This is a genomic window from Rhizobium sp. YAF28 (assembly GCF_052113285.1).
Lineage (GTDB): Bacteria > Pseudomonadota > Alphaproteobacteria > Rhizobiales > Rhizobiaceae > Rhizobium.
The window spans coordinates 424,650-442,499 of sequence record NZ_JBFRCX010000005.1; the positions used below are offsets into that span (position 1 = coordinate 424,650).

The 17,850-nt window shown below is 57.9% G+C and carries 18 protein-coding genes; 5 read left to right on the top strand and 13 right to left on the bottom strand.

All coding sequences use genetic code 11. The annotated features are described in order from the left end of the window. Positions 1 to 26: 26 nt before the first annotated feature. The 8 genes from AB4Z13_RS14485 to AB4Z13_RS14520 form a co-directional block, all read right to left on the bottom strand. Entirely contained in the window at positions 27 to 299 is a 273-nt protein-coding gene (locus AB4Z13_RS14485) for a hypothetical protein (RefSeq protein ID WP_442206227.1), read from the bottom strand. Continuing rightward, positions 296 to 589, bottom strand: coding sequence for a hypothetical protein (locus tag AB4Z13_RS14490; protein ID WP_442206228.1), 294 nt, complete (start codon positions 587 to 589; stop codon positions 296 to 298). The genes AB4Z13_RS14485 and AB4Z13_RS14490 overlap by 4 nt, the downstream gene beginning before the upstream one ends. Continuing rightward, entirely contained in the window at positions 586 to 1,605 is a 1,020-nt protein-coding gene (locus tag AB4Z13_RS14495; RefSeq protein ID WP_442206229.1) for an AAA family ATPase, read from the bottom strand. The genes AB4Z13_RS14490 and AB4Z13_RS14495 overlap by 4 nt, the downstream gene beginning before the upstream one ends. A gap of 121 nt (positions 1,606 to 1,726) precedes the next feature. Continuing rightward, positions 1,727 to 3,685 carry a transposase domain-containing protein gene (locus AB4Z13_RS14500; protein ID WP_442206230.1) on the bottom strand — a complete coding sequence of 653 codons (1,959 nt, stop codon included), beginning with the start codon at positions 3,683 to 3,685 and terminating at the stop codon, positions 1,727 to 1,729. Positions 3,686 to 3,687: 2 nt separating this feature from the next. Continuing rightward, positions 3,688 to 4,146: a hypothetical protein gene (locus AB4Z13_RS14505; protein WP_442206231.1), complete on the bottom strand. Its 459-nt coding sequence runs from the start codon at positions 4,144 to 4,146 to the stop codon at positions 3,688 to 3,690. Further along, the gene (locus tag AB4Z13_RS14510) at positions 4,139 to 4,987 is read right to left on the bottom strand and encodes a ParB N-terminal domain-containing protein (RefSeq protein WP_442206232.1); all 849 of its coding nucleotides are present in this window, start codon (positions 4,985 to 4,987) and stop codon (positions 4,139 to 4,141) included. Before AB4Z13_RS14510 ends, AB4Z13_RS14505 begins: the two co-directional genes overlap by 8 nt. Then, entirely contained in the window at positions 4,987 to 5,349 is a 363-nt protein-coding gene (locus tag AB4Z13_RS14515; RefSeq protein WP_183825583.1) for a hypothetical protein, read from the bottom strand. The genes AB4Z13_RS14510 and AB4Z13_RS14515 overlap by 1 nt, the downstream gene beginning before the upstream one ends. A gap of 127 nt (positions 5,350 to 5,476) precedes the next feature. Continuing rightward, positions 5,477 to 5,809 (bottom strand): helix-turn-helix domain-containing protein, encoded by a 333-nt coding sequence (locus AB4Z13_RS14520; RefSeq protein WP_442206233.1) that lies wholly within the window; start codon positions 5,807 to 5,809, stop codon positions 5,477 to 5,479. A 143-nt stretch (positions 5,810 to 5,952) separates the two neighbouring features. On the opposite strand from AB4Z13_RS14520, the gene AB4Z13_RS14525 reads away from it, so the two are divergent. The 3 genes from AB4Z13_RS14525 (at position 5,953) to AB4Z13_RS14535 (ending at position 9,861) form a co-directional block, all read left to right on the top strand. After that, entirely contained in the window at positions 5,953 to 6,630 is a 678-nt protein-coding gene (locus AB4Z13_RS14525; RefSeq protein ID WP_442206234.1) for an XRE family transcriptional regulator, read from the top strand. Positions 6,631 to 6,795: 165 nt separating this feature from the next. Beyond that, a complete protein-coding gene (locus AB4Z13_RS14530) occupies positions 6,796 to 7,032 on the top strand; it encodes a hypothetical protein (RefSeq protein ID WP_442206250.1) in 237 nt (78 codons plus the stop codon). 441 nt (positions 7,033 to 7,473) lie between these two features. After that, positions 7,474 to 9,861 (top strand): hypothetical protein, encoded by a 2,388-nt coding sequence (locus tag AB4Z13_RS14535; RefSeq protein ID WP_442206235.1) that lies wholly within the window; start codon positions 7,474 to 7,476, stop codon positions 9,859 to 9,861. Between the two features lie 489 nt (positions 9,862 to 10,350). On the opposite strand, the gene AB4Z13_RS14540 is transcribed toward AB4Z13_RS14535, so the two are convergent. Continuing rightward, complete coding sequence (locus tag AB4Z13_RS14540; protein ID WP_442206236.1) at positions 10,351 to 11,610, bottom strand: adenylate/guanylate cyclase domain-containing protein; 1,260 nt, start codon at positions 11,608 to 11,610, stop codon at positions 10,351 to 10,353. Between the two features lie 8 nt (positions 11,611 to 11,618). After that, positions 11,619 to 12,392 carry a polysaccharide lyase gene (locus tag AB4Z13_RS14545; protein WP_442206237.1) on the bottom strand — a complete coding sequence of 258 codons (774 nt, stop codon included), beginning with the start codon at positions 12,390 to 12,392 and terminating at the stop codon, positions 11,619 to 11,621. A 537-nt stretch (positions 12,393 to 12,929) separates the two neighbouring features. Between AB4Z13_RS14545 and AB4Z13_RS14550 the strand changes: the two genes are divergently transcribed. Both AB4Z13_RS14550 and AB4Z13_RS14555 read left to right on the top strand, forming a co-directional pair. Beyond that, positions 12,930 to 13,520 carry an ankyrin repeat domain-containing protein gene (locus AB4Z13_RS14550; RefSeq protein WP_442206238.1) on the top strand — a complete coding sequence of 197 codons (591 nt, stop codon included), beginning with the start codon at positions 12,930 to 12,932 and terminating at the stop codon, positions 13,518 to 13,520. 30 nt (positions 13,521 to 13,550) lie between these two features. Further along, positions 13,551 to 14,063, top strand: a complete 513-nt coding sequence (locus AB4Z13_RS14555; protein ID WP_439015985.1) for a YHS domain-containing (seleno)protein — start codon at positions 13,551 to 13,553, stop codon at positions 14,061 to 14,063. 7 nt (positions 14,064 to 14,070) lie between these two features. On the opposite strand, the gene AB4Z13_RS14560 is transcribed toward AB4Z13_RS14555, so the two are convergent. The 3 genes from AB4Z13_RS14560 to AB4Z13_RS14570 form a co-directional block, all read right to left on the bottom strand. Continuing rightward, positions 14,071 to 16,293, bottom strand: a complete 2,223-nt coding sequence (locus AB4Z13_RS14560) for an adenylate/guanylate cyclase domain-containing protein (protein WP_442206239.1) — start codon at positions 16,291 to 16,293, stop codon at positions 14,071 to 14,073. A gap of 199 nt (positions 16,294 to 16,492) precedes the next feature. Then, the gene (locus AB4Z13_RS14565; protein WP_162748099.1) at positions 16,493 to 16,672 is read right to left on the bottom strand and encodes a hypothetical protein; all 180 of its coding nucleotides are present in this window, start codon (positions 16,670 to 16,672) and stop codon (positions 16,493 to 16,495) included. 62 nt (positions 16,673 to 16,734) lie between these two features. After that, the coding region (locus AB4Z13_RS14570) for an O-antigen ligase family protein (RefSeq protein ID WP_442206240.1) at positions 16,735 to 17,850 on the bottom strand (1,116 nt) is incomplete at its 5' end.

Here is a 17,850-nt window from a genome sequence, read left to right on the forward strand (position 1 = left end):
GCATGCTTGCTGCGGAGTGGAGGCCGCTACGCGCGGCCACCAGGGGTGGTCGGACTACCTGGGAAAGCGACAACGTTTGGCCCAACCAAGGCGGGACGGCTGTGCCCGGTGAAAAGCCGCTCCCGTCGTTCAAGCGAGGCCTTCTCCTCTTCGATCTCCTCAGCGAGCGAAATCGCTGTATTGAGGCGGCGAATGAGATTGCCGACGTCTTCGCTCGTGAAAAATCGCCCGCCATGAAGGCACGGCTTCAGCTCTTCACGGATTTCGATCAGGCAGGTGGATGCCAATAAGCAGCTCATGATTTTCTCCCGAAATCCGGTCTGATGACGTTTCCGTCGCTTTTCAAAATGAAGGCGGCAGCTGCCTCTGCGGCGAGTTGCTCGACGACCTCGCGGCCAGTCTTGCCGGCTTCGCAAAGGCGGTAGATCTGCACTTCGCGTTCAAGGCTCTGAGCGAGTTTGCCGAGGATCTGGAGATGCTTGCGAAACGCGATGACGTCGGCATCTTTGGAGCGGTCAGGAGAGACCAGTCCGTCAAAGCGCGTCCGCGCGTTGGCAATCTCGGTGCTAAGGACCAGGGCGGCGCTCATCCCAAATCCTCCACGTCGCGGTTCTTCCAGGCATCCTGGATATCCTTGACGGTGACGGAACGATCGTCGGCGAGCGCGATCATGCTGGCGAGCTTCATCGTCTTGTCGATCTGACCGAGCGCGCCGCCCTTCATACCAATCCCGGTGAGCAGCCTTACGCTGTCCAGGTCGGTGACGTCCCAAGCCCGGATATATGCGGCGACGTCTTCAGCATACGGCTTCTGCCGCTTCAGGTGCTTGCCGATACGGCGCTTCAGCTGAGCGTAGGACTTGCCCGCTGCCTGTTTGGCAAAGCGGGAATAGACCTCCTCGTTGCCGACGAGCGCGATGCCGCACTGGTAAATGTCGGAGAAGTGTCGGAGCTGGTTGATGGCGTCATCGACGAGGTTCTGCGCCTCGTCGATGATGAGCAGCGATCCGCCTCCAATGCGCTGGAGCCTTGCGCCGATCGCGCGGGTGAGCTTTGCCGGATTGTTTTCGTGAACTTCCAGCTCGGCCGCCAGCTCGACGAGCATCCCGTGAACCGTCCGAGTATGCGGGCTCACGGTCGCATGGAAGACATGCGGATGAGTGGCGCGGTAGTGCCGGCAGGTGGCGGTCTTGCCGAAGCCTGCGCCGACCGTGATCATCACGAGATCGGCTGTCATTTGCGCCCACTGGAGCGTCTGGGCAATTTCCGCTGCAATGCGCGTTTTGACGAACGCCGGGGATGTCGGAATGGCAGGCATGCCAGCGGCTTCCACCACTGCATCGACCCACTGGCGCAATTGCCGATTCATGTTTTCGAGGCGACCGAGATAGGTTCCGGAGAACCACTGGCTGAAGGTCCCCTCCTTCATGGCGCTACGGCGGGTAACTTCCGCCTTGCTCCAGGAGTTGGCGATCGCCAGCTCCGCGACCTGCTCGCGGATCGCTCGCCAGTCGTCGATGTCGTCGACGTGCTTGGAAAGAAAGTCGATCGAGGGTTCGGGCTGTTCCCAGCCTGTCATCCTACTTGTGTCGACGTGTTTGTTCATACTATGGTTCCTTTGGTTCGCCCTTTGTGGGCTGATTTGGCGGGCGGGGTTGAACCCCGCCCTATTTTTTTGTCGGAACCGGACGCACTACATTTCGGCTCTGCTATTCCGGTCGGACGCACTACTCTCCCGACCGATCCCCCTTCGGGAATTGGATGACCGCGTACTCGCCCGACACTCGGGACAAGGCGCGGGAAAAACTGTCTTCGAAGGCACCGTTATCGCTCGCCGGCTGCTGCTTCAGCGCCAGATTGCCCCTCGACAGGCGTGTGACTTTTGGACGGATCGGCTCAGGTGCCGGCGGCGGCGCGCGCTCGCCCTTGGAGAGAAGGTCGGCAAGCTGGGCGGCCGTAAGCGCTGCGGTCGCGGCTTTCTCGGCGGCGACTGCCTTCTGATAATCGCGACGCCTACGTGCGTGCTGTCGCGCCGCTTCTTGATCGTCGAAGCCGGCATCGGCAATGCAAGGCGCTTCGCAGATCAGCGTGTTCTTAAGGTCGTAGACGCGGATCGAGCCGTGCAGATTGTCGGGATCAAAGCGGATCGTCACCTTCTGACCGGCATACTGGTTCAGCTCACGGCTCCAGTAGCGGTTGCCGTGATAGTGGATCTCCCCACTGCCCTTTTGCGCCCGGATGACTTCCGATGCGAGGAGCCAAAGCGAACGCTGTGCCGCAGTCGGCCAGCGCACGATTGCGCCCGCCTCGATGCTCGCCTGAAACGTCTCGTCGAAGCTTCGGCCCTTGCAGGTCTGCGACTTGCGGCCGGACCGGGCATTGTGCTCGTCGATTTCGCGGGCGACATGAGCGCGGAAGCCTTCGAGAGGAACGGCACGGCTTCCGTAGTTTTCTGGCTTTGCCTCCGGCTTGTTGCCCGTATAGGCGCCGGCACAATAAGGGTGCTTGGCGATGTTCTCCGCCAGATCTCCCCAGGCGCGCTCGATTGGCTTCGACTGACCCGAATAAGGATTTGTCCAGCGCGGCTCGATGCCGAGCGTGACGAGCAGACCTTCCGGATCCTCTTCCCGAACCTTGAAGCGATAGCGGGTCGCCGCGCCTCCCGAAATCCATTTCGAGGCGAAGGATCGGCCGTTATCGAGGTAAATACGGTCGGGAATGCCGAAGCGCTCGACCATATCGCCGATAACCAGGCGCACCGTTTCCTTGTTTTCGCTGTCGGAGATGCGCCATGCGACGATCTTGCCGGAATAGAGGTCCTGGATGCCCAGCAGGAACATACGAACCGGCTGTTCCGACCAAGGCACCGACACGAAGACGTCCAGCTTGTGACCATCCATGTTGACCATCTGCATCGCATGCAGGTGCGAACGCGTGCGCCGCTGGGCCGGATAAAGCCCCTTCGTCCTTTCCTTGCCTTTACGCGCGAGTTGCTGGACTGCTGCGGATACTTCCGCGTCAAGGCGACGGCGAAGGGACCGCTCATGCGGTATCGGGGACCATCCCTGCTTCTCGGCGACCTTGAGCATGCGGCGATAGCAGGTGGAGAATTTTGGCGCCTCGGCGCGGAGATAGTCCGACGTCAGATATTGCCATGCCTTCGGATGGCAGACGGACCGGCTTCGCTCATTGGTGTAATTCGGAGCCAGCGCAGCAAGCCAGTCCTGGCGGTCGACGCCCTCGACCATACTGCGCCACTCGTAGAGCGCCGACTTTTCGACACCGCCCTTGTTGCAGGCCATGAGGACCGCAGCCTTGGCAGACATGCCGGCGCGCTCAAGCTCATCGGCCATTTGAAGCGTCTTCAAACGGGCTTCACAGATCGTTTTCTGGTGTGCTGGCAACGCTTCGTAACGCTGCCAGAGGGCCTTCTTTTCTTGCGCTTTCAGATCCTTGTCGTCATTTGCTGGAGCGGAATGGACGATCAACAAGCGCGTTTGCGCCGCCTGCGGCAGAAGCGAAACGTGATATTCCCATACCGGCTTCGTCTTGCCCTTCACCCGCCGGGCGGTCGCCTCGTTCCCGCGCCACTTCGCGCGGGCCAAATTGTCGAGGCTCTTCTCCGTGCGCGGAAGGTCCGGCAGGTTGGCCGCAATCAACTCGGCTATGGTGTAGAACTGCTTCACGCTTATCGTCCGCGTCGCTTGATGTTGATGGGAGTGGACCGGAGAGCCTTCAGCTCCTGGGCGAGCGCCCGCTGCTCCTGTTGAAGTCGTGCGATTTCGGCGAGACGTGCTTCGTCGCCCTCAAGCATGATCAGTCCGTCCTCCGAGACGATCAGATCCCAAAGCCAGAGAGCGCCCGTCGCGCGTACGAAAGCCTTGAAGCGGACGAGGCTGATGTCGTGGGACGCCTTGCTTTCCGCTGTGTAGGCATCGAGCGTCGTCTTGGAGAGGTTCGGCAGGCCGAGATATTGCGCCATGCGAGCCGCGACGACTTCGCGGCTGTGCGGGCATTCCCTAATCGCCTGCGCCATCGCCCGTTTCAGCTTTGCGCGAAAGCGCTCGATGTCGATGGTGACCGCAGCCTGACGAACGGGAAAGAGCGGCTGCAGGAAGAAGTCCAGTTGGGCGGGATGCTTACTCATCACCGGCCTCGCTACGGATTTCTGCCATCAGCGCGTCGGGCTCGTCGCCCAGGCCGATATGGCTCAGGAACTGGTTGCGCGTCTCCTCACTGGCGTCTTCCCAGGCTGTGACAAGGCGAGACAAAAGGGTCGCCTGCTCGATCTGAGCCTTCGAGAGCTTCGGGGCAGGCTCGACCAGCGCAAGCGCCTTTTTCAGATCCTGCTCGGTGCGGAAGGCAATCGCGGTCTGTCGCTGCTTTTGCGGCTCCATCTTGGCGATCTTGAGCAAAGCAGACTGATTGTCAGCGATGGGCGTCCCGCGCACGGCGGCTCGAATGTCCGGATGCAGGTTCTGCGCGATCGTGTTCAGGCGCTTAACTGCCGCGACGGACACACCCATGCGATCCGCGACGTGCTTGGAGAAGCCACCAGCGCTCTCGTCTTCAAGTAATTGGATCAAGTTGATCCTATTTCCTGGCCGACCCTTTTCGATCTTGCCGTGCTTTTGCTCCCAGATGTCACGGTAGGACTGGACGAACACCGCACGGTCGATGACCGACAGCTCATTGCGAAAGAGGTTTTCCGTGATCTCGATGAGCTGGGCTTCGGCCTTGTCGCCCTCGACGATCATCGCGTCGATTTCTGGCTCTTCATTGATCTGCTCTGCCCGGATGCGATGGGCACCAGCCACAAGGGTGTACTTGCCACCCTTGGCGTTGGGCGTGCTGCGAACGGTGATGGGGTTGATCAGGCCATGCTCGACGATGCTCTGAGCAATCGCGATCGCATGCTCTTCTTCGACAGCGCGCAGCCGCTCTGGAATGACGATGTCTGAAATCAGGATGCGTTTGAACTCGGCCATTATGCCACTTCTTCTTCTGCTGTCGTTTGGAGGGTGATGAGCGCGCGAGCGCGTAGGGCCATCGTCTTGTAGTGAGCGGCGAAACGCAGACTGCCGAGGCGAGCATCGACCGTGCGGAGCGCTCGGTTGATCGCTTCCCGAGAACGGTTCTCGGCCTCAACGACGCGCCGCTTCGGCCACTTTAATTCCGTGACCATAAGGTGCATCACGACCTGGCGTGCGAGGGCCGCATCGAACCAGTCGTGTGGCGGGTCGACGATTTCGCCAACCGCAAGATGCGGAAAGCCCTCGCGGACTGCCGCAAAGCAGGCGTGAAGGTGCGCGTCGTAGAGCGCGTTCTGGTCGAATACGTTCAAGCTCATGGCATCACACTCGCGACCAGGGCTGCTGCTGCCGCCACAATGCCTGCGACGGTCACGCCGAAAATCAGGACCAGATTTGCAGCCTCGCAAACCGGGGAACGTGAGGGAATGAAGGGGTTGCGCATGTCTAAGCCGCCGGGCCGTTTTGGCGTTGTGCCATCGTGGCCGGACGCTCATAGTTCTCGCGGGGTTGAGGGGATTTCCGCAGACCGGAGGCGTGGTAACGCGACCGCCACAGCAGATGTGGCCTTGTACCGAGAGCTGCAGCGATCGCCCTCTCCCCAGCCGCATTCGGTTCCCGGAGCGTCGTTCCAGCCGTTCCACGCGGGAGCTGATACGTGCGATCGATATCGAGAAGAGCAAGGCCGGCGGTGAAAAGCCGAGCTTTGATCGCTGTCATCTCAGCAATCTTGTCGATCGCCTTTCGGGTCTTCTTGTCCGCCTGCTGGGGCCGGTGCATAGTGGATCCTCGTTTTGATGAGGGAGGCCCTGGCCGGCCTCCCTTTTCATGGGTGATTTGGTCCGTATTTATGGAGAGGATAGCGATTTTCTGCTATGTGACAAGCAGATTTCTGCCTGTCTTGCAGAAAACTGCGATTAAGCATGGGCGATTTAGGCGCGAGGATCCGCGAAGCAGCTGGATTGATTGGCGGTTTGGATAAACTGGAAGCGGAGCTGTCGGGGGTAAGCAGACGAACGCTGTCCGACTATGTTTCGGGAAAGAGCGAGCCCAAGGCCTCGACGCTAGTCGAAATTGGGCAAGCCACAGGCGTTTCCATCGCCTGGTTGATGGGCGAGGACAGCCGAGGTGATGCATCTGGCAGAAATCTGCCCGCCGGTATGAACGAAAACATCGTGCGGCTGCCCAGGTTTGATGCGCGAGCCTCTGCAGGCAGGGGCTTGGTTCCGATAAATGAGATGCCAGTCGGAGAAGTCGCCTTCGCCCGCGACTTCCTGCGCAACCTCGGCGCAAACCCTGACTATTGCTACATTCTGGAAGCTCGCGGCGATTCAATGTGGCCAACGATACCCGACGGCGCGCTTTTAATTGCCGACGCGTCGAAGACTGAGGTCGACGACGGACGCATTTACCACTTCAATGTGATGGACCGAGCCCTAGTGAAGCGCGCTCGATGGTCTTTAGACGGAAAGCTCTTCCTTACCTCTGATAACATCGCAGCTGGGTATCCACCGGAAGAATTTACCGCCGATCGCATCGATGAGTTGCGCGTCGTTGGGCGGATCATGTTTACCGGGCACGCTCCCATGCCCGTTCGATAATCCACCGCTTGTCCACAGGTCGCATAGGTGTCGATTCTGGCGCGCCACAAGGCGAGGCGACAACCAATATCCACACTCCCGCCCCGACGCCGGAAATCTCTGATTGACTTTACAACCTATGAGAACAAAATAGGAACATCGGTTTTGAGAACGAAAGGATTGCCGATGTCATTGTGCGAGAAATTTATCGTTATGCCATTTAAGAAAGTGCGCGGGAACGTTGCTCCCGGTGAAATGCGTCAAGCTTCCAACCCCGCCGCTGCAGAACGCCTCGCCGGTGCGATGGCAGATAGGTTCGTTGGCGTCGCGGCTTATGCTGTAATGGTTGACATGGAAAGCGGCGATATGAGCAGCCCGCGTGTCCTATGCCAATACGGCGAGATTGCAGATATCGCGGCCTGAACCAGTAGGCAAACAAGCGCCGATCATCGAAAAAACCGAGGGCGTAAAGACGCCCTTGGGCAATGCGATGAATTGTGTAGCAAACACAATCGACTGCTCAACCGCACCAGCTGCCGATCCCGCCATTTCACTCAACGGCCGCTATCAGCCCTAAGCGGACAATTCGGTCTGAAGCGCTGAAGCCAGCTATGCGCCTTCAAATCGGCCTTCTAAGTCAGTCCGCGGAATTGTCGAAAGCTGCCGGTCTCTTTTGCGCACTGCGATGTCCGTGAAGGGTGGAAAGCCGACAAGTCCGCTGTTGGACGGCGGCCAAGATAAGCAGACATTCGGCGCGACTGCATCCGGCCGATAGCAGACTGTCCGCTTTGGCGTAGCGAATCACCGGAAAAGCCATATAACGCCAGTATTGGTATGAATGAACGAGCGGGAGCGACGCATTTTATGACACTGGCACAGACGCTCGCCAAGGCTCGCACCGAGGAAGACGTCAAGGACGCCTATATATCGGCCTTGGGGCTCAAGGGTGTTTCCAAGAACCTCGTCGATATTCAAACGCAGGAAGTCTGGTTCGAAGCAAAGGCGGTTTCGACACCGCCGATCGTTATGTTCGCGCAACTGATGTTTTATATCCGTGCCGCGAAGAAGCGGGGCGAGCCGATTCCAGCTTTCCTGGCTGTGATCGACCGCGAAAAGGCCGCGATCATGCCGACCGAGAAGGCACTGCCGTTGCTCGACGACAAGAGCATTGTCTGGCCAAAATCGGGGTCGGGCGCCGGCAAAGAGTTGGGCGCGCAGATCGCGCCATACGTCCAGACGCACATTGTCGAATATGAGATCGCGCACGACGAGGCCGCTTTCATCATGGCGGTGAAGGACGCGATCAAGAAACGCCGCATTATCCGCACACCGATCACGCCCGATAATCTGCGGCAGGTTTTCGACCGCTGGGTGTCGATGATCGGTGAGGAACTGGGCGTGAAAGCGCAGGCGGATTACGCCGTGCTGTTTTTCGCCGATATTATGCATGACGGACAGCGTGAGGCGATAAACAACCTGCCCGCGCGTCTGTTGATGACCGCTGCCGGGCCGACCTTCCTGCTCGACGGCCAAACCTACGAACTGGCCAACGATCGCGGCTATCGCAATTTCTGGGCGATCTATCACCGCCCGCCCGAGCAGAAGCACCGCCACTATCTGCTTGAAAGGCGCGACAGCCTTCTCCCCATTGACGAGCAGAAGTTCAAGGGTGCGTATTACACTCCGCTGCACATAGTTGACAAAGCCTATGATCAGCTCCGTGCGACGCTGGGCGAGAAATGGCAGGACCGCTATATAGTGTGGGACATGTGTGCGGGGGTGGGCAATCTCGAGGCGAAGCATAGCAACCTGCGCAATGTGTTCATGTCAACGCTCGACCAGGCCGACGTGACGATCATGAGATCCAACCCGGCTTTCGCAGGGGCGGAGATTTTCCAGTATGACTATCTCAATGACGACGTCAGCGACTTCGGCGAGATCGATTACAGCTTGTCGAACAAGCTACCTAAGGCGTTGAAGCAGGCGATTGCAGATGCCCGCACGGGGAAAAAGGGCGCGAAGCCGATCCTGGTCCTGATCAATCCGCCTTATGCGGAGAGCGGGTCGGGGATCGGCAAGGGTGACGAGAACAAGATCGGTGTGGAGAAAACGCGCATCAACGGATGGATGCGCGAAATGAACTTGGGCTACGCTAGCAAAGAATTGTTCGTGCACTTCCTAATCCGCGTCCGACAGGAACTGCCCGACGCGACACTCGCAATGTTCAGCAAGCTGAAATACGTTAATGCTCCCAATTTCGAAGCGTTTCGAAGGGTTTGGGAAGCGAAGTATCTAGGCGGCTTTGTTGTCCACAGCCGCGCCTTCGAACTAAAGGGCGAATTCCCGATCGGCTTTTTGATATGGGACCAAAGCAAAAAAGACCTGATCAGCGACATTACAGCAAATGCGCTCGATAGGGCGGGAACGCTAATAGCTGAGAAGACTTTTGCCGTTCATCCCGCGTCTTCATTCTTAAATGCGTGGATCGTAGCTCCCAAGGCTCGGGGGGAATTAGCACTCCCGCTTTCGAACGCGTTCACGCCGTCAAGAAATCCCCGCAGGAAGCTCTGGTGCGAGGGCGCGCTAGGATATCTTTTTGCGGGTAACAACGATCTGCAGAACGCCTCGACCGGGACAGTTCTTACCTCGTCCATCTACACCGGCAGGAATGGCGGAGGCACTTTCGTCACACCCGACAATTTGTGGCAAGCCGCCATCGTTTTCAGCGTCCGTCGCCTCATCAAACCGACCTGGCTCAACGATCGCGATCAGTTCCTGCAACCAAGTAAGCCGCTGACCGACGAGTTCAAGTCGGACTGCCTCGTCTGGATGTTGTTCAACGGCAGTAATTTGACCGCCGGGACTGACGGCATCCATTGGAACGATCAAGACTGGAGCCTCGTCAATCACTTCATCCCCTTCAGCGAAGCCGAGGTAGGCGTGAAAGGGCGATTCGAGAGCAACTTTATGGTGCGCCACGTGAAAGGCATGGCCTTCTCGCCGGAGGGGCAAGCGGTGCTCAACGAAGGCCGCAAGCTCTGGACGCGCTTCCATGCCACCAGCTTCCCGCGTAAAATTCGCGACGAATACAAGCTCGGGCGGCCAGACGCCGGATGGTATCAGATTCGACGCGCGCTCGAAGCTTATGCTGACACCGAGCTGACCGACTTCGATCCATTTAAGGCCGCCTATGCAGCGCTGACCGCGAAGCTGCGCCCGCAGGTTTATGCGTTCGGCTTTCTGCCTGGCTGATATTCTTTTCGCGCGAAAATAGACGGATCACGGCGTTGCACAACGTGAGCATGCAGCCGGTGATTCGTCCGCTTTCAGGCGGAACGGAGCTTCCTCCGAACACAGGCCGCATGGCAGCCGTTGGCGATAAGCCATCAAGTTCCAGCGGCACCTGCATCTACCTACGTTGAGGGCCTTATTATGATAGGAAGCAATGTGGAAATCTCCTAAACCTATAAACCGGGCCATTCGTTTGATTTCTTTGCATAAATTTGAGTGCGAGGGGATTTCCGCGTTTATGTGGAAATCTTTTTTCGCAGGAGAGGCCAAAAGCGGCTAGGTCGCGGTTACTCACTACGCCAGGCATAACTTCAAAAGCCTTATTTCGTCGGCTCGAAGGGTACTTAAAGGCTGTTCGAGGTTTTCTCGAAGGCATTTTGAGAAGAACGTCCAGTTCAGGCAGGTTCTCGACAAGTTGCCCTTTTTGCGAATGGAACTGTCAAAGATAACTCACGGGGACTCCCGCTCCGCCTCAGTCAAGAGCCTAGTTTCAGGCGTCTTTGCACACGTTCCCGGACAATCCCGGAGATTCCCACATTTTCCGGATACTGGTGTCAGACAACACTGACAGTCATCGATATCGTCCCAATAGGGCACCGGCGTCATTCCGTTGGCCCGGAATTGCGCAAGATTCTGATGTCCTTTTGAATTCTCCGGGCCTCCCTGCTTCCAGTTGGTGAAGGTAACCGTTTGTCCGTCGAGCCAGTGCCACCCCTGACCGGGTTCCACAGAACCCGGTGTTTGAACCAAACCGATCATCGGTCCACTGACTTGCTTTGAGCCATCGCTGATGTCTTGCACCATCCAGTGACCAGGCTGTTGAAGAGACAGGTCAAAGAGGAACATGTTCTCGGCAGCCGAATTGATCGTCACGACATGCCCGCCAAGCGCATCAGCCAATTCTTCAAGTACGTCCATGGTGAGACCGCCCCAGTAGCGGATGATGTAGTAGTCGGAATTCTGAAAATGCCCTGTTGTAACGAGATCAAACTTCGCAAGAATTTGCTGCTTTGTCAGGCCATTGAACTGCCCCTGCTCATCGCCGCGAGTGGCCCAGTCAGGCGTCCGAATATTCAGGAGCAGGTAACCAGACAACATGGTTGCGACTAATGCAAGGCTAACGATTGCCAGTTGCATCGAAGGGCGCTTCACAGCCCTGGTGAGAGACGTCTGGAGCGCATGGCCAAAGCTATTGCTGGTGGGGCCTATTGCATAGACCTTGATCGGCTTTTCCAGATTTTTGACATATTGCTCGCCAAGCTTGGTAAGTGTCGTCGGTAGCTTGCAGTCAACCTGCTCATAAACGTTCTCAGAGACGCAGATGCCGCCTGGCACCGCTACCGATTCCAGGCGAGCAGCGATGTTTACGCCGCCACCAAGCACATCCCCGTTCGGCTGGATAGTGACATCACCGATATTGATACCGATGCGGTAAAGGAGCCTTTCTCGCTCCTTGACCCCAGCGTTGTAGGCCTTGTGCGCTTCCTGTATCTCTAGGGCCGCTTCAACGGCTTCAACCGGGCTCTCGAAGATGGCGATGATGCTGTCGCCCGCGGTATTGGCGATACGTCCGTTATATTTTGCAATCAACGGATCCATCCGACTACGAAGTTCCGCAAGATGAGACAATGTCGCAGCCTCGTGCTCCTCCATATGACTGCTATACTGCGCGACATCGGCGGCCAGTATTGTCGCGAGGGTGCGCCTCATGATGCCCCCTACTGGGTACCGTCCACCATCTCTTGACTGGAACCTCGCCGGATACTGCTGTACCAGACCACCAGAGGGGCATCAGACTTGAGACGGCTTACGAAGCTTCGATAAACGCCGTACTTGAAATAGACAGGCACGTCTCGATCGACATTAGGACCCTTTACTCCTACCTTCTTTGCGCCGTTGACCCACACATCAATAAAGCCCGCCTGGGTCCTGGACCAAATCGCGTGGACAGTTATGCTCGTCCAGTGGCCTTTCATTGCATTCGCGGAACCGAGTCCAACCTGCCGTAAGGGGGGAAGTGGGCGCATGGGGTCCGCTTGCCTCACAGAAGGATTTGACAGCTCGAAGATATATCGGCCGTTTTGAATTTGGAAAAGAACCGGCGGTTTGCCGTCGCCGAACTGATGAAATTGACCCAGCTTGGTATTGATCGAGCCACTGGCTGGCCAGTCTTTAGGAATGAACACCGAGAAGTGGTACCAATACTCGTGATCCAGCCGTGAAGCTGGCTTATTTTCCCACTTCTCAACCCTTTCCCTGTCCTTTTGGCAGTCACCAGTGGAGGCGGGGCAGTCACCCGAGCGTAATTCGAAGCGCTCTGCTCTCGTCCCGTCCGGGGCAGCACCTCGCTGATACGAATAACCTCTCGCGGATTGAAGGGAAAAACTGCCAAAACTGTCCGCAGCTTGCGCCTTTGGCCCGAGACCGAGGGAGACGGAAGATAGAATGATCGCAGACGCTAAAATGCCATGCCGAGAACTAAATCCGCGCATCCATCCTCCTCTGGGGCGGCAATGCTTTGGCTGGTCCTTGGCTACCTCTGGCCGCCTTCCTGAGAACGAAGAAGACCACATCCAACCGTGACCTGCAACAAGCTGGCCTAAGCAATTTGCAGGATAGGCGGCTGCAAGGAGAGCAATACCGATCACATTCGTTGTCGTCGGATTGCGAACCCTGCAAGGACTTTTCGCTGAACGCTGTCAAAATCCAGATTGCTCAGAGAAAATATGGAGCCCGAACGGCCATGCTAAAGACGCTATTCTCTGGCTTTAATAGATCGCCTAGTGGAGTTTCAAATCTCTCGCCGGAGCAGCCCATTGAGGTCTCCTCCGGTCTTTCCGGACCTACCATTCTCCCATTGCTCACAACTATCCAGCTTTCGGGGCGCAGAGGGTTAGCACCTGAATAGGTCGGTCGGCACCAGCAATCCCCCACATACCGTCGCCATTTATTGCCCACCTATTATATTCATGATAGCTTAACCACGCTTTCGCGCTTGTAAGCCAGGGATGGCAAGACGGGGGTGCGCGATGAATGTCTTTTGGATCAGCTTCATCTGTTTCGGCCTTGGGATTTCCGCAGCGTCCGCGGGCCCACTGCACGATGCGGCGCGCGAGGGCAATGTCGAGCGTGTCAAGCAGCTTGCCGATCAGGGAGCAAACCTCGCTGAACTGGATGATACGGGCGAGCCGGCGCTGCTGATTGCGGCCCTGTCCGGCAAGGCCGATGTCGTCACTCTTCTTCTTGATCGCGGTTGCGACATCGAAATCCGCAACAAGGGCGGGCTGACGGCGCTGCATGCGGCGGCCTATGGCGGCCATCTCGATATCGTGGAACTGCTGGTGGCGAGAGGCGCCTCCGTCAACGATCACAAGAACTTCTACAGCATGACGCCGCTGCATGCGGCAGCCGAGGAAGGCCATGCCGATGTCGTTGCTTTCCTGCTTGCGCAAAAGGCCGATATCGAGCCGAAGGAAAGAAACGGCTACACGCCGGTGACCCAGGCCGGATGGCGATCGCACTGGGACGCCGTCACTCTATTGTTGAAAGCGGGCGCCGCCTGTCAGGGAGCGGACCTCACGGGTCAGTGGCTCTATGACGAATGCACGAAGCGAAAATGAGCGTGCGCGCCTGAAAACGGGAGCATTGAAATGTCTCACTGGAATGGATTTGTGAAGGCCGCAGCGATAGGCGGCATCGCCGTCCTGCTGCTGGCAAACGAGGCCACAGCGGAAGATTTCGTCAATACGGGCTATTTCGGGGATGTGGCCATCAAGGGTTATGACCCGGTCGCCTATTTCACGGATGATAAAGCTGTGGAAGGGTCGCCGCAATATTCCCATCACTGGCTGGGCGCGACCTGGTATTTCGCCAGCGCCGAGCATCGTGACATGTTCGTCAAGGATCCCGGCAAATATGCCCCGCAATATGGCGGCTACTGCGCCGATGGCGTGTCCTTCGGAACGGTAACCACCAATATCGATCCGAATGCCTGGCGGATCATCGAAGGCAAGCTCTATATCAGCTATGATCCGGGCGCGGCCGATGGACTGGTGAAGAACCCGACGAAAGTGGTCGACTCCCAGAAGCACTGGTCGGAAGTGCAGAACATTCTGATCTCGGAGAAGGCGCAGAAAGACTGGCAGCATCCATCTGCTCAGTAGGTGACAATCACCGGTCAGCGTCGATCGAAAAGAATTTCAGCGCCTGCGGCGTGACATGCACGTATGTCGCGCCGGGCTCCTCGGGAGCGTGATTGCGATAGACATTGCCGCAGACCATCCTGTCCAGGAAATAGCCCGCGAATTTCTCGCAGAGCCAGTCTCCACTGATCTCGACGGTGCCGGTGATATTCGTGTTGGCGCTGCGATAGGCGGTATTGCCGGCCTTGTCGAAGAACTGGACGAATTGCGTGCCGTTGCGGTGTTTGCCGTTCCAGGTCTTGTCACTGATGAGATCGCGCAACTGCTCGCCGGTGACCTGATCAGCCTTCTCGCCCTGAAATCCAAAAGGCCATTCGGGAATTCCCGCTTTCTGCAGCCTGCTCAAATGCAGGTTCAGATCCTCCTTGCGCCAGTAGTCGTAGAGATAGCTGTAATAGGTCAGATTGCTTTCTGGAAAGAGCTCCAGCAGCTTCGTCTTCTCCTGCAGGCTGCGTTTCTTATCGCCGTCCTCGATATAGGCTGCAGCCAGGAATTCGCGCGCAGCCTCCGCATTGGGAAGCGCGTCGCGGGCCGCCTCCATCAGTGAGATCGCCCGGTCGTCATCACCGACGATGTAGAAGACGATACCCGCAAGCAATTGGAAGCCGGGAGATGGCGAAGGATCGAAGCGCAGCGCCTTTTCCATTTCGCTGATCGCCTGCTCGCGATTGCCGATGTGAGCGAGCACGAGGGCCAGATTGCCATTGGCTTCAGCATCACTCGGCTGCGCCTGCACGGCACGGTTCGCCGATATCAGCGCCTCCGTCTGGCGACCATCCACCAATTGCAGGAGGGCAAGGACCGTATGCGCCCGCGCATTGTTCGGATCGATCTTCAATGCCTGCCCTGCCGCGTCATAGGCGATCTTGCGGGCCACGGCCGCCGACCAGAGGATATTGTAGTCGTTGCGCCAGACATCGACGGCGATGCGCGCGATACCCGCATGTGCATCGGCAAAATTCGGATCGAGGTCGATCGCCTTCTGATAATAGGACAGCGCCTCGCGGTAGGTCGCGACGTCTCCATAGGTGAGACCCGCCTGCTCGGCGCGCATATAATAGTCGTAGGCCTCGAGATTCTCCGTGGGGATCTGCGCCAGTTGCGTGCGCTCGCCCTCGCTGAGCCTGATGGCAAGTGCTGCGATGATCTTGCTGATGACATCATCCTGGACCGCGAAAAGGTCGGCATATTCGCGGTCGTAGCGCTCGGCCCAGAGGGAAAGGCCGGTCAGCGCATCGATCAGTTTGACATTGATGCGCAATCGCGAGCCCGCGCGCTGCAGCGTGCCTTCAAGGACATAATGGACGCCGAGCTCGGCCGCCACATCCTGTATCTTGCCGCTGTTGTCGCGCACGGCGAAAACGGAGTGTCGCGCGATGACGAAGAGCCCGGAGACTTTCGACAGTTCCGTAATCAGATCATCGGTCAGGCCTTCGGCAAGATGATCGTGCTCGACGTCGCCGCTGACATTGATGAATGGCAACACGGCCACGGAGGGCTTGTCCGGCAAAGGATAGGCAAAGCGCTGGGTCAACGACGGATTTTCGAGCAGCGCCCATGGCTGCCACCACAGCGCCGCTCCGGCCAGAATGAGCAGGACGGCAGCAGCAACCATTGCCGCGATGCGCCGGCGGCTGAGATATTTTCGCAGATTGCTGAACTTCTTGGCTGCCGCCGGATCGAACACGACGCGGTAGACGCGCACGGGTTCGGGGATGCTTTTGACCCTTTGCTCGCCAAGCGAAATGAAACTGACATCGAGCTTCGATTTCACCTGGTCGTAGGCTGGCCCGGAGATCGCGATCCCGCCGGGCTCGGCGAGCACCTGCATACGGTCGGCGAGATTGACGCCATCGCCGTGGATATCGCTCCCCTCGACGATGATGTCACCCAGATTGATGCCGATGCGGAAATCCAGGCGAAAATCGGCCGGAATCTCCGCATTGTGCTTCGCCTTCAGCTTCTGCACGTCCACCGCGCAGCGCATGGCCTCGACCACACTGTGAAATTCGACCAGCAGCCCGTCGCCCATGGTTTTGACCAGCCGCCCGCTATGCTCGGCTATCAGGGGCTCGACAACCTCCCTCATGTCTGCCTGGAAACGCAGACGCGTCCCCTCCTCGTCGACCTGGCTTAAACGGCCATAGCCCACGACATCGGCAATCAGGACGGCTGCAAGGCGGCGCTCCATGTCAGTCTCTTCCCCCGAAAGGACGACAGCGGCATCTTACAGCACCGCTATGGCCGATACCATCGCGGCCATTGACCGTATCTCGGATGCCTTAGGCGGACCGCGATCCCTTCCATGTCATATCACTGTCATATTCTGCATAGGTGGCATGCCAAAATGCCCATTGCCGCGCCACGTTGCGCAAATTATATGCTGCCGGCTAACAAAAATAAGAAAAAGCGAGCTTGCTATGCACTTGATTTTCAAACGCCGCAAAAGCGGCCTTATACGACGGATCGTTAACAGCTTCGATTCTGCCCAGCAGCGCTATCGTGATGCGCGCGAGGCAAGGAAGACCGCGATCCATCCCTCGTTTCTGGACGATTTCGGTATCTGACAACGCGGGCGCTCCATCCTAGGAGCGCTCTGCAATCCCTTTTTGGGCTAGGTTCCATCGCCCTCTCAGGCAGCCTTCTGATCCCGAGATACCATGCCGGTATTCTGCCTGATCTCTCCCTTCTTCAACATGATCCCGCAGGCAAACGCGACGGCGGAGAACACGAAGAAGAACGATTCGCCGATTGCCAGCCGGTTGTTGGAGTTGGACAGGATCGTTCCAAGGAAGAATAGCGTCACCGTGCTATAGGCGAGTAGCGCGCTGAGGCTGATCAACTTGGCTCTCCACGCAGCTAAAACGCGGCTGTACATGGCCGTTGCCAATATGGCGAAAACGATAATGCCGAACAGCCCGTGACGGACAAGCATTTCGAAATAGCCGTTATGAAGCAGCGTATAGGGCACGCTGGCATAGGTGGTCGAGTTCCAGAGCGTCAGCCAGTGGTTGCCGGCACCAAAGAGAGGCGCCTGGGCAATCACTTCCGAAGCATTTGCCCAGAGCTGCAGCCGTTCACTCATCGACTCCGGCGTATCTTTTGACGCGATCGCAGCAGCGACAGCATTCCATGCGCCATGCGCAGAGATTTCGGTCTCGATCCGTGCGGTGGCCTCGTAGGTCGGGCCGGCAAACCTCCAGATATCATCACCACCGACAAAAAGCGCTGCTGCGATAAGGGCGACGACAACAGCCCCTACCAAGGCGGCCCGGCGTTTATTTGCGTAAAGCAGCAGCGAGGCCAGCATGAGCGGCCCGACGAGGACGAGGCTCAGCCAGACGCCTTTCGCCTTGGAGCCGTAAATATTGAAAAGGCAGAGCGCGATGACGAGTGTCGCGACGGCAACAATCCAGTTGCCGGAACGGCGCGCGAGCTTGCCAGTCTCCCAGGCGTGCAACAGCCAGTAGAAGGCGCCGATCATCAGGAAGCCGCAGCCGATCGCGCCGTGGATCAGATTGTTATGGAAGAGCGGCGAAATACGGTCATCGCCTTCCAGAATCTGCCGGTAGTCGGTGGAGATCAGCAGGGCGGCAAGTGCGATCGGGAAATAGATCGCAAAGACCGTTTCGACATGTTTCCGGCTGGAATAAAGCGCGATGCCAACAGCCGGGAAAAACAGCGGAAAGGCGTAGAGCCAGTCGGACGCGCCCTTTTCACCGTCGACGATCAGGCCGAAGAGGAAGCG

Excerpts from the sequence above, each read along its gene's own strand:
- AB4Z13_RS14495 (WP_442206229.1), bottom strand. The coding sequence starts at position 1,605 with ATGAACAAACACGTCGACACAAGTAGGATGACAGGCTGGGAACAGCCC.
- AB4Z13_RS14525 (WP_442206234.1), top strand. The coding sequence starts at position 5,953 with ATGGGCGATTTAGGCGCGAGGATCCGCGAAGCAGCTGGATTGATTGGC.
- AB4Z13_RS14490 (WP_442206228.1), bottom strand. The coding sequence starts at position 589 with ATGAGCGCCGCCCTGGTCCTTAGCACCGAGATTGCCAACGCGCGGACG.
- AB4Z13_RS14540 (WP_442206236.1), bottom strand. The coding sequence starts at position 11,610 with ATGAGGCGCACCCTCGCGACAATACTGGCCGCCGATGTCGCGCAGTAT.
- AB4Z13_RS14510 (WP_442206232.1), bottom strand. The coding sequence starts at position 4,987 with ATGGCCGAGTTCAAACGCATCCTGATTTCAGACATCGTCATTCCAGAG.
- AB4Z13_RS14560 (WP_442206239.1), bottom strand. The coding sequence starts at position 16,293 with ATGGAGCGCCGCCTTGCAGCCGTCCTGATTGCCGATGTCGTGGGCTAT.
- AB4Z13_RS14535 (WP_442206235.1), top strand. The coding sequence starts at position 7,474 with ATGACACTGGCACAGACGCTCGCCAAGGCTCGCACCGAGGAAGACGTC.
- AB4Z13_RS14505 (WP_442206231.1), bottom strand. The coding sequence starts at position 4,146 with ATGAGTAAGCATCCCGCCCAACTGGACTTCTTCCTGCAGCCGCTCTTT.
- AB4Z13_RS14485 (WP_442206227.1), bottom strand. The coding sequence starts at position 299 with ATGAGCTGCTTATTGGCATCCACCTGCCTGATCGAAATCCGTGAAGAG.
- AB4Z13_RS14530 (WP_442206250.1), top strand. The coding sequence starts at position 6,796 with ATGTCATTGTGCGAGAAATTTATCGTTATGCCATTTAAGAAAGTGCGC.
- AB4Z13_RS14550 (WP_442206238.1), top strand. The coding sequence starts at position 12,930 with ATGAATGTCTTTTGGATCAGCTTCATCTGTTTCGGCCTTGGGATTTCC.
- AB4Z13_RS14520 (WP_442206233.1), bottom strand. The coding sequence starts at position 5,809 with ATGCACCGGCCCCAGCAGGCGGACAAGAAGACCCGAAAGGCGATCGAC.
- AB4Z13_RS14555 (WP_439015985.1), top strand. The coding sequence starts at position 13,551 with ATGTCTCACTGGAATGGATTTGTGAAGGCCGCAGCGATAGGCGGCATC.
- AB4Z13_RS14515 (WP_183825583.1), bottom strand. The coding sequence starts at position 5,349 with ATGAGCTTGAACGTATTCGACCAGAACGCGCTCTACGACGCGCACCTT.
- AB4Z13_RS14545 (WP_442206237.1), bottom strand. The coding sequence starts at position 12,392 with ATGCGCGGATTTAGTTCTCGGCATGGCATTTTAGCGTCTGCGATCATT.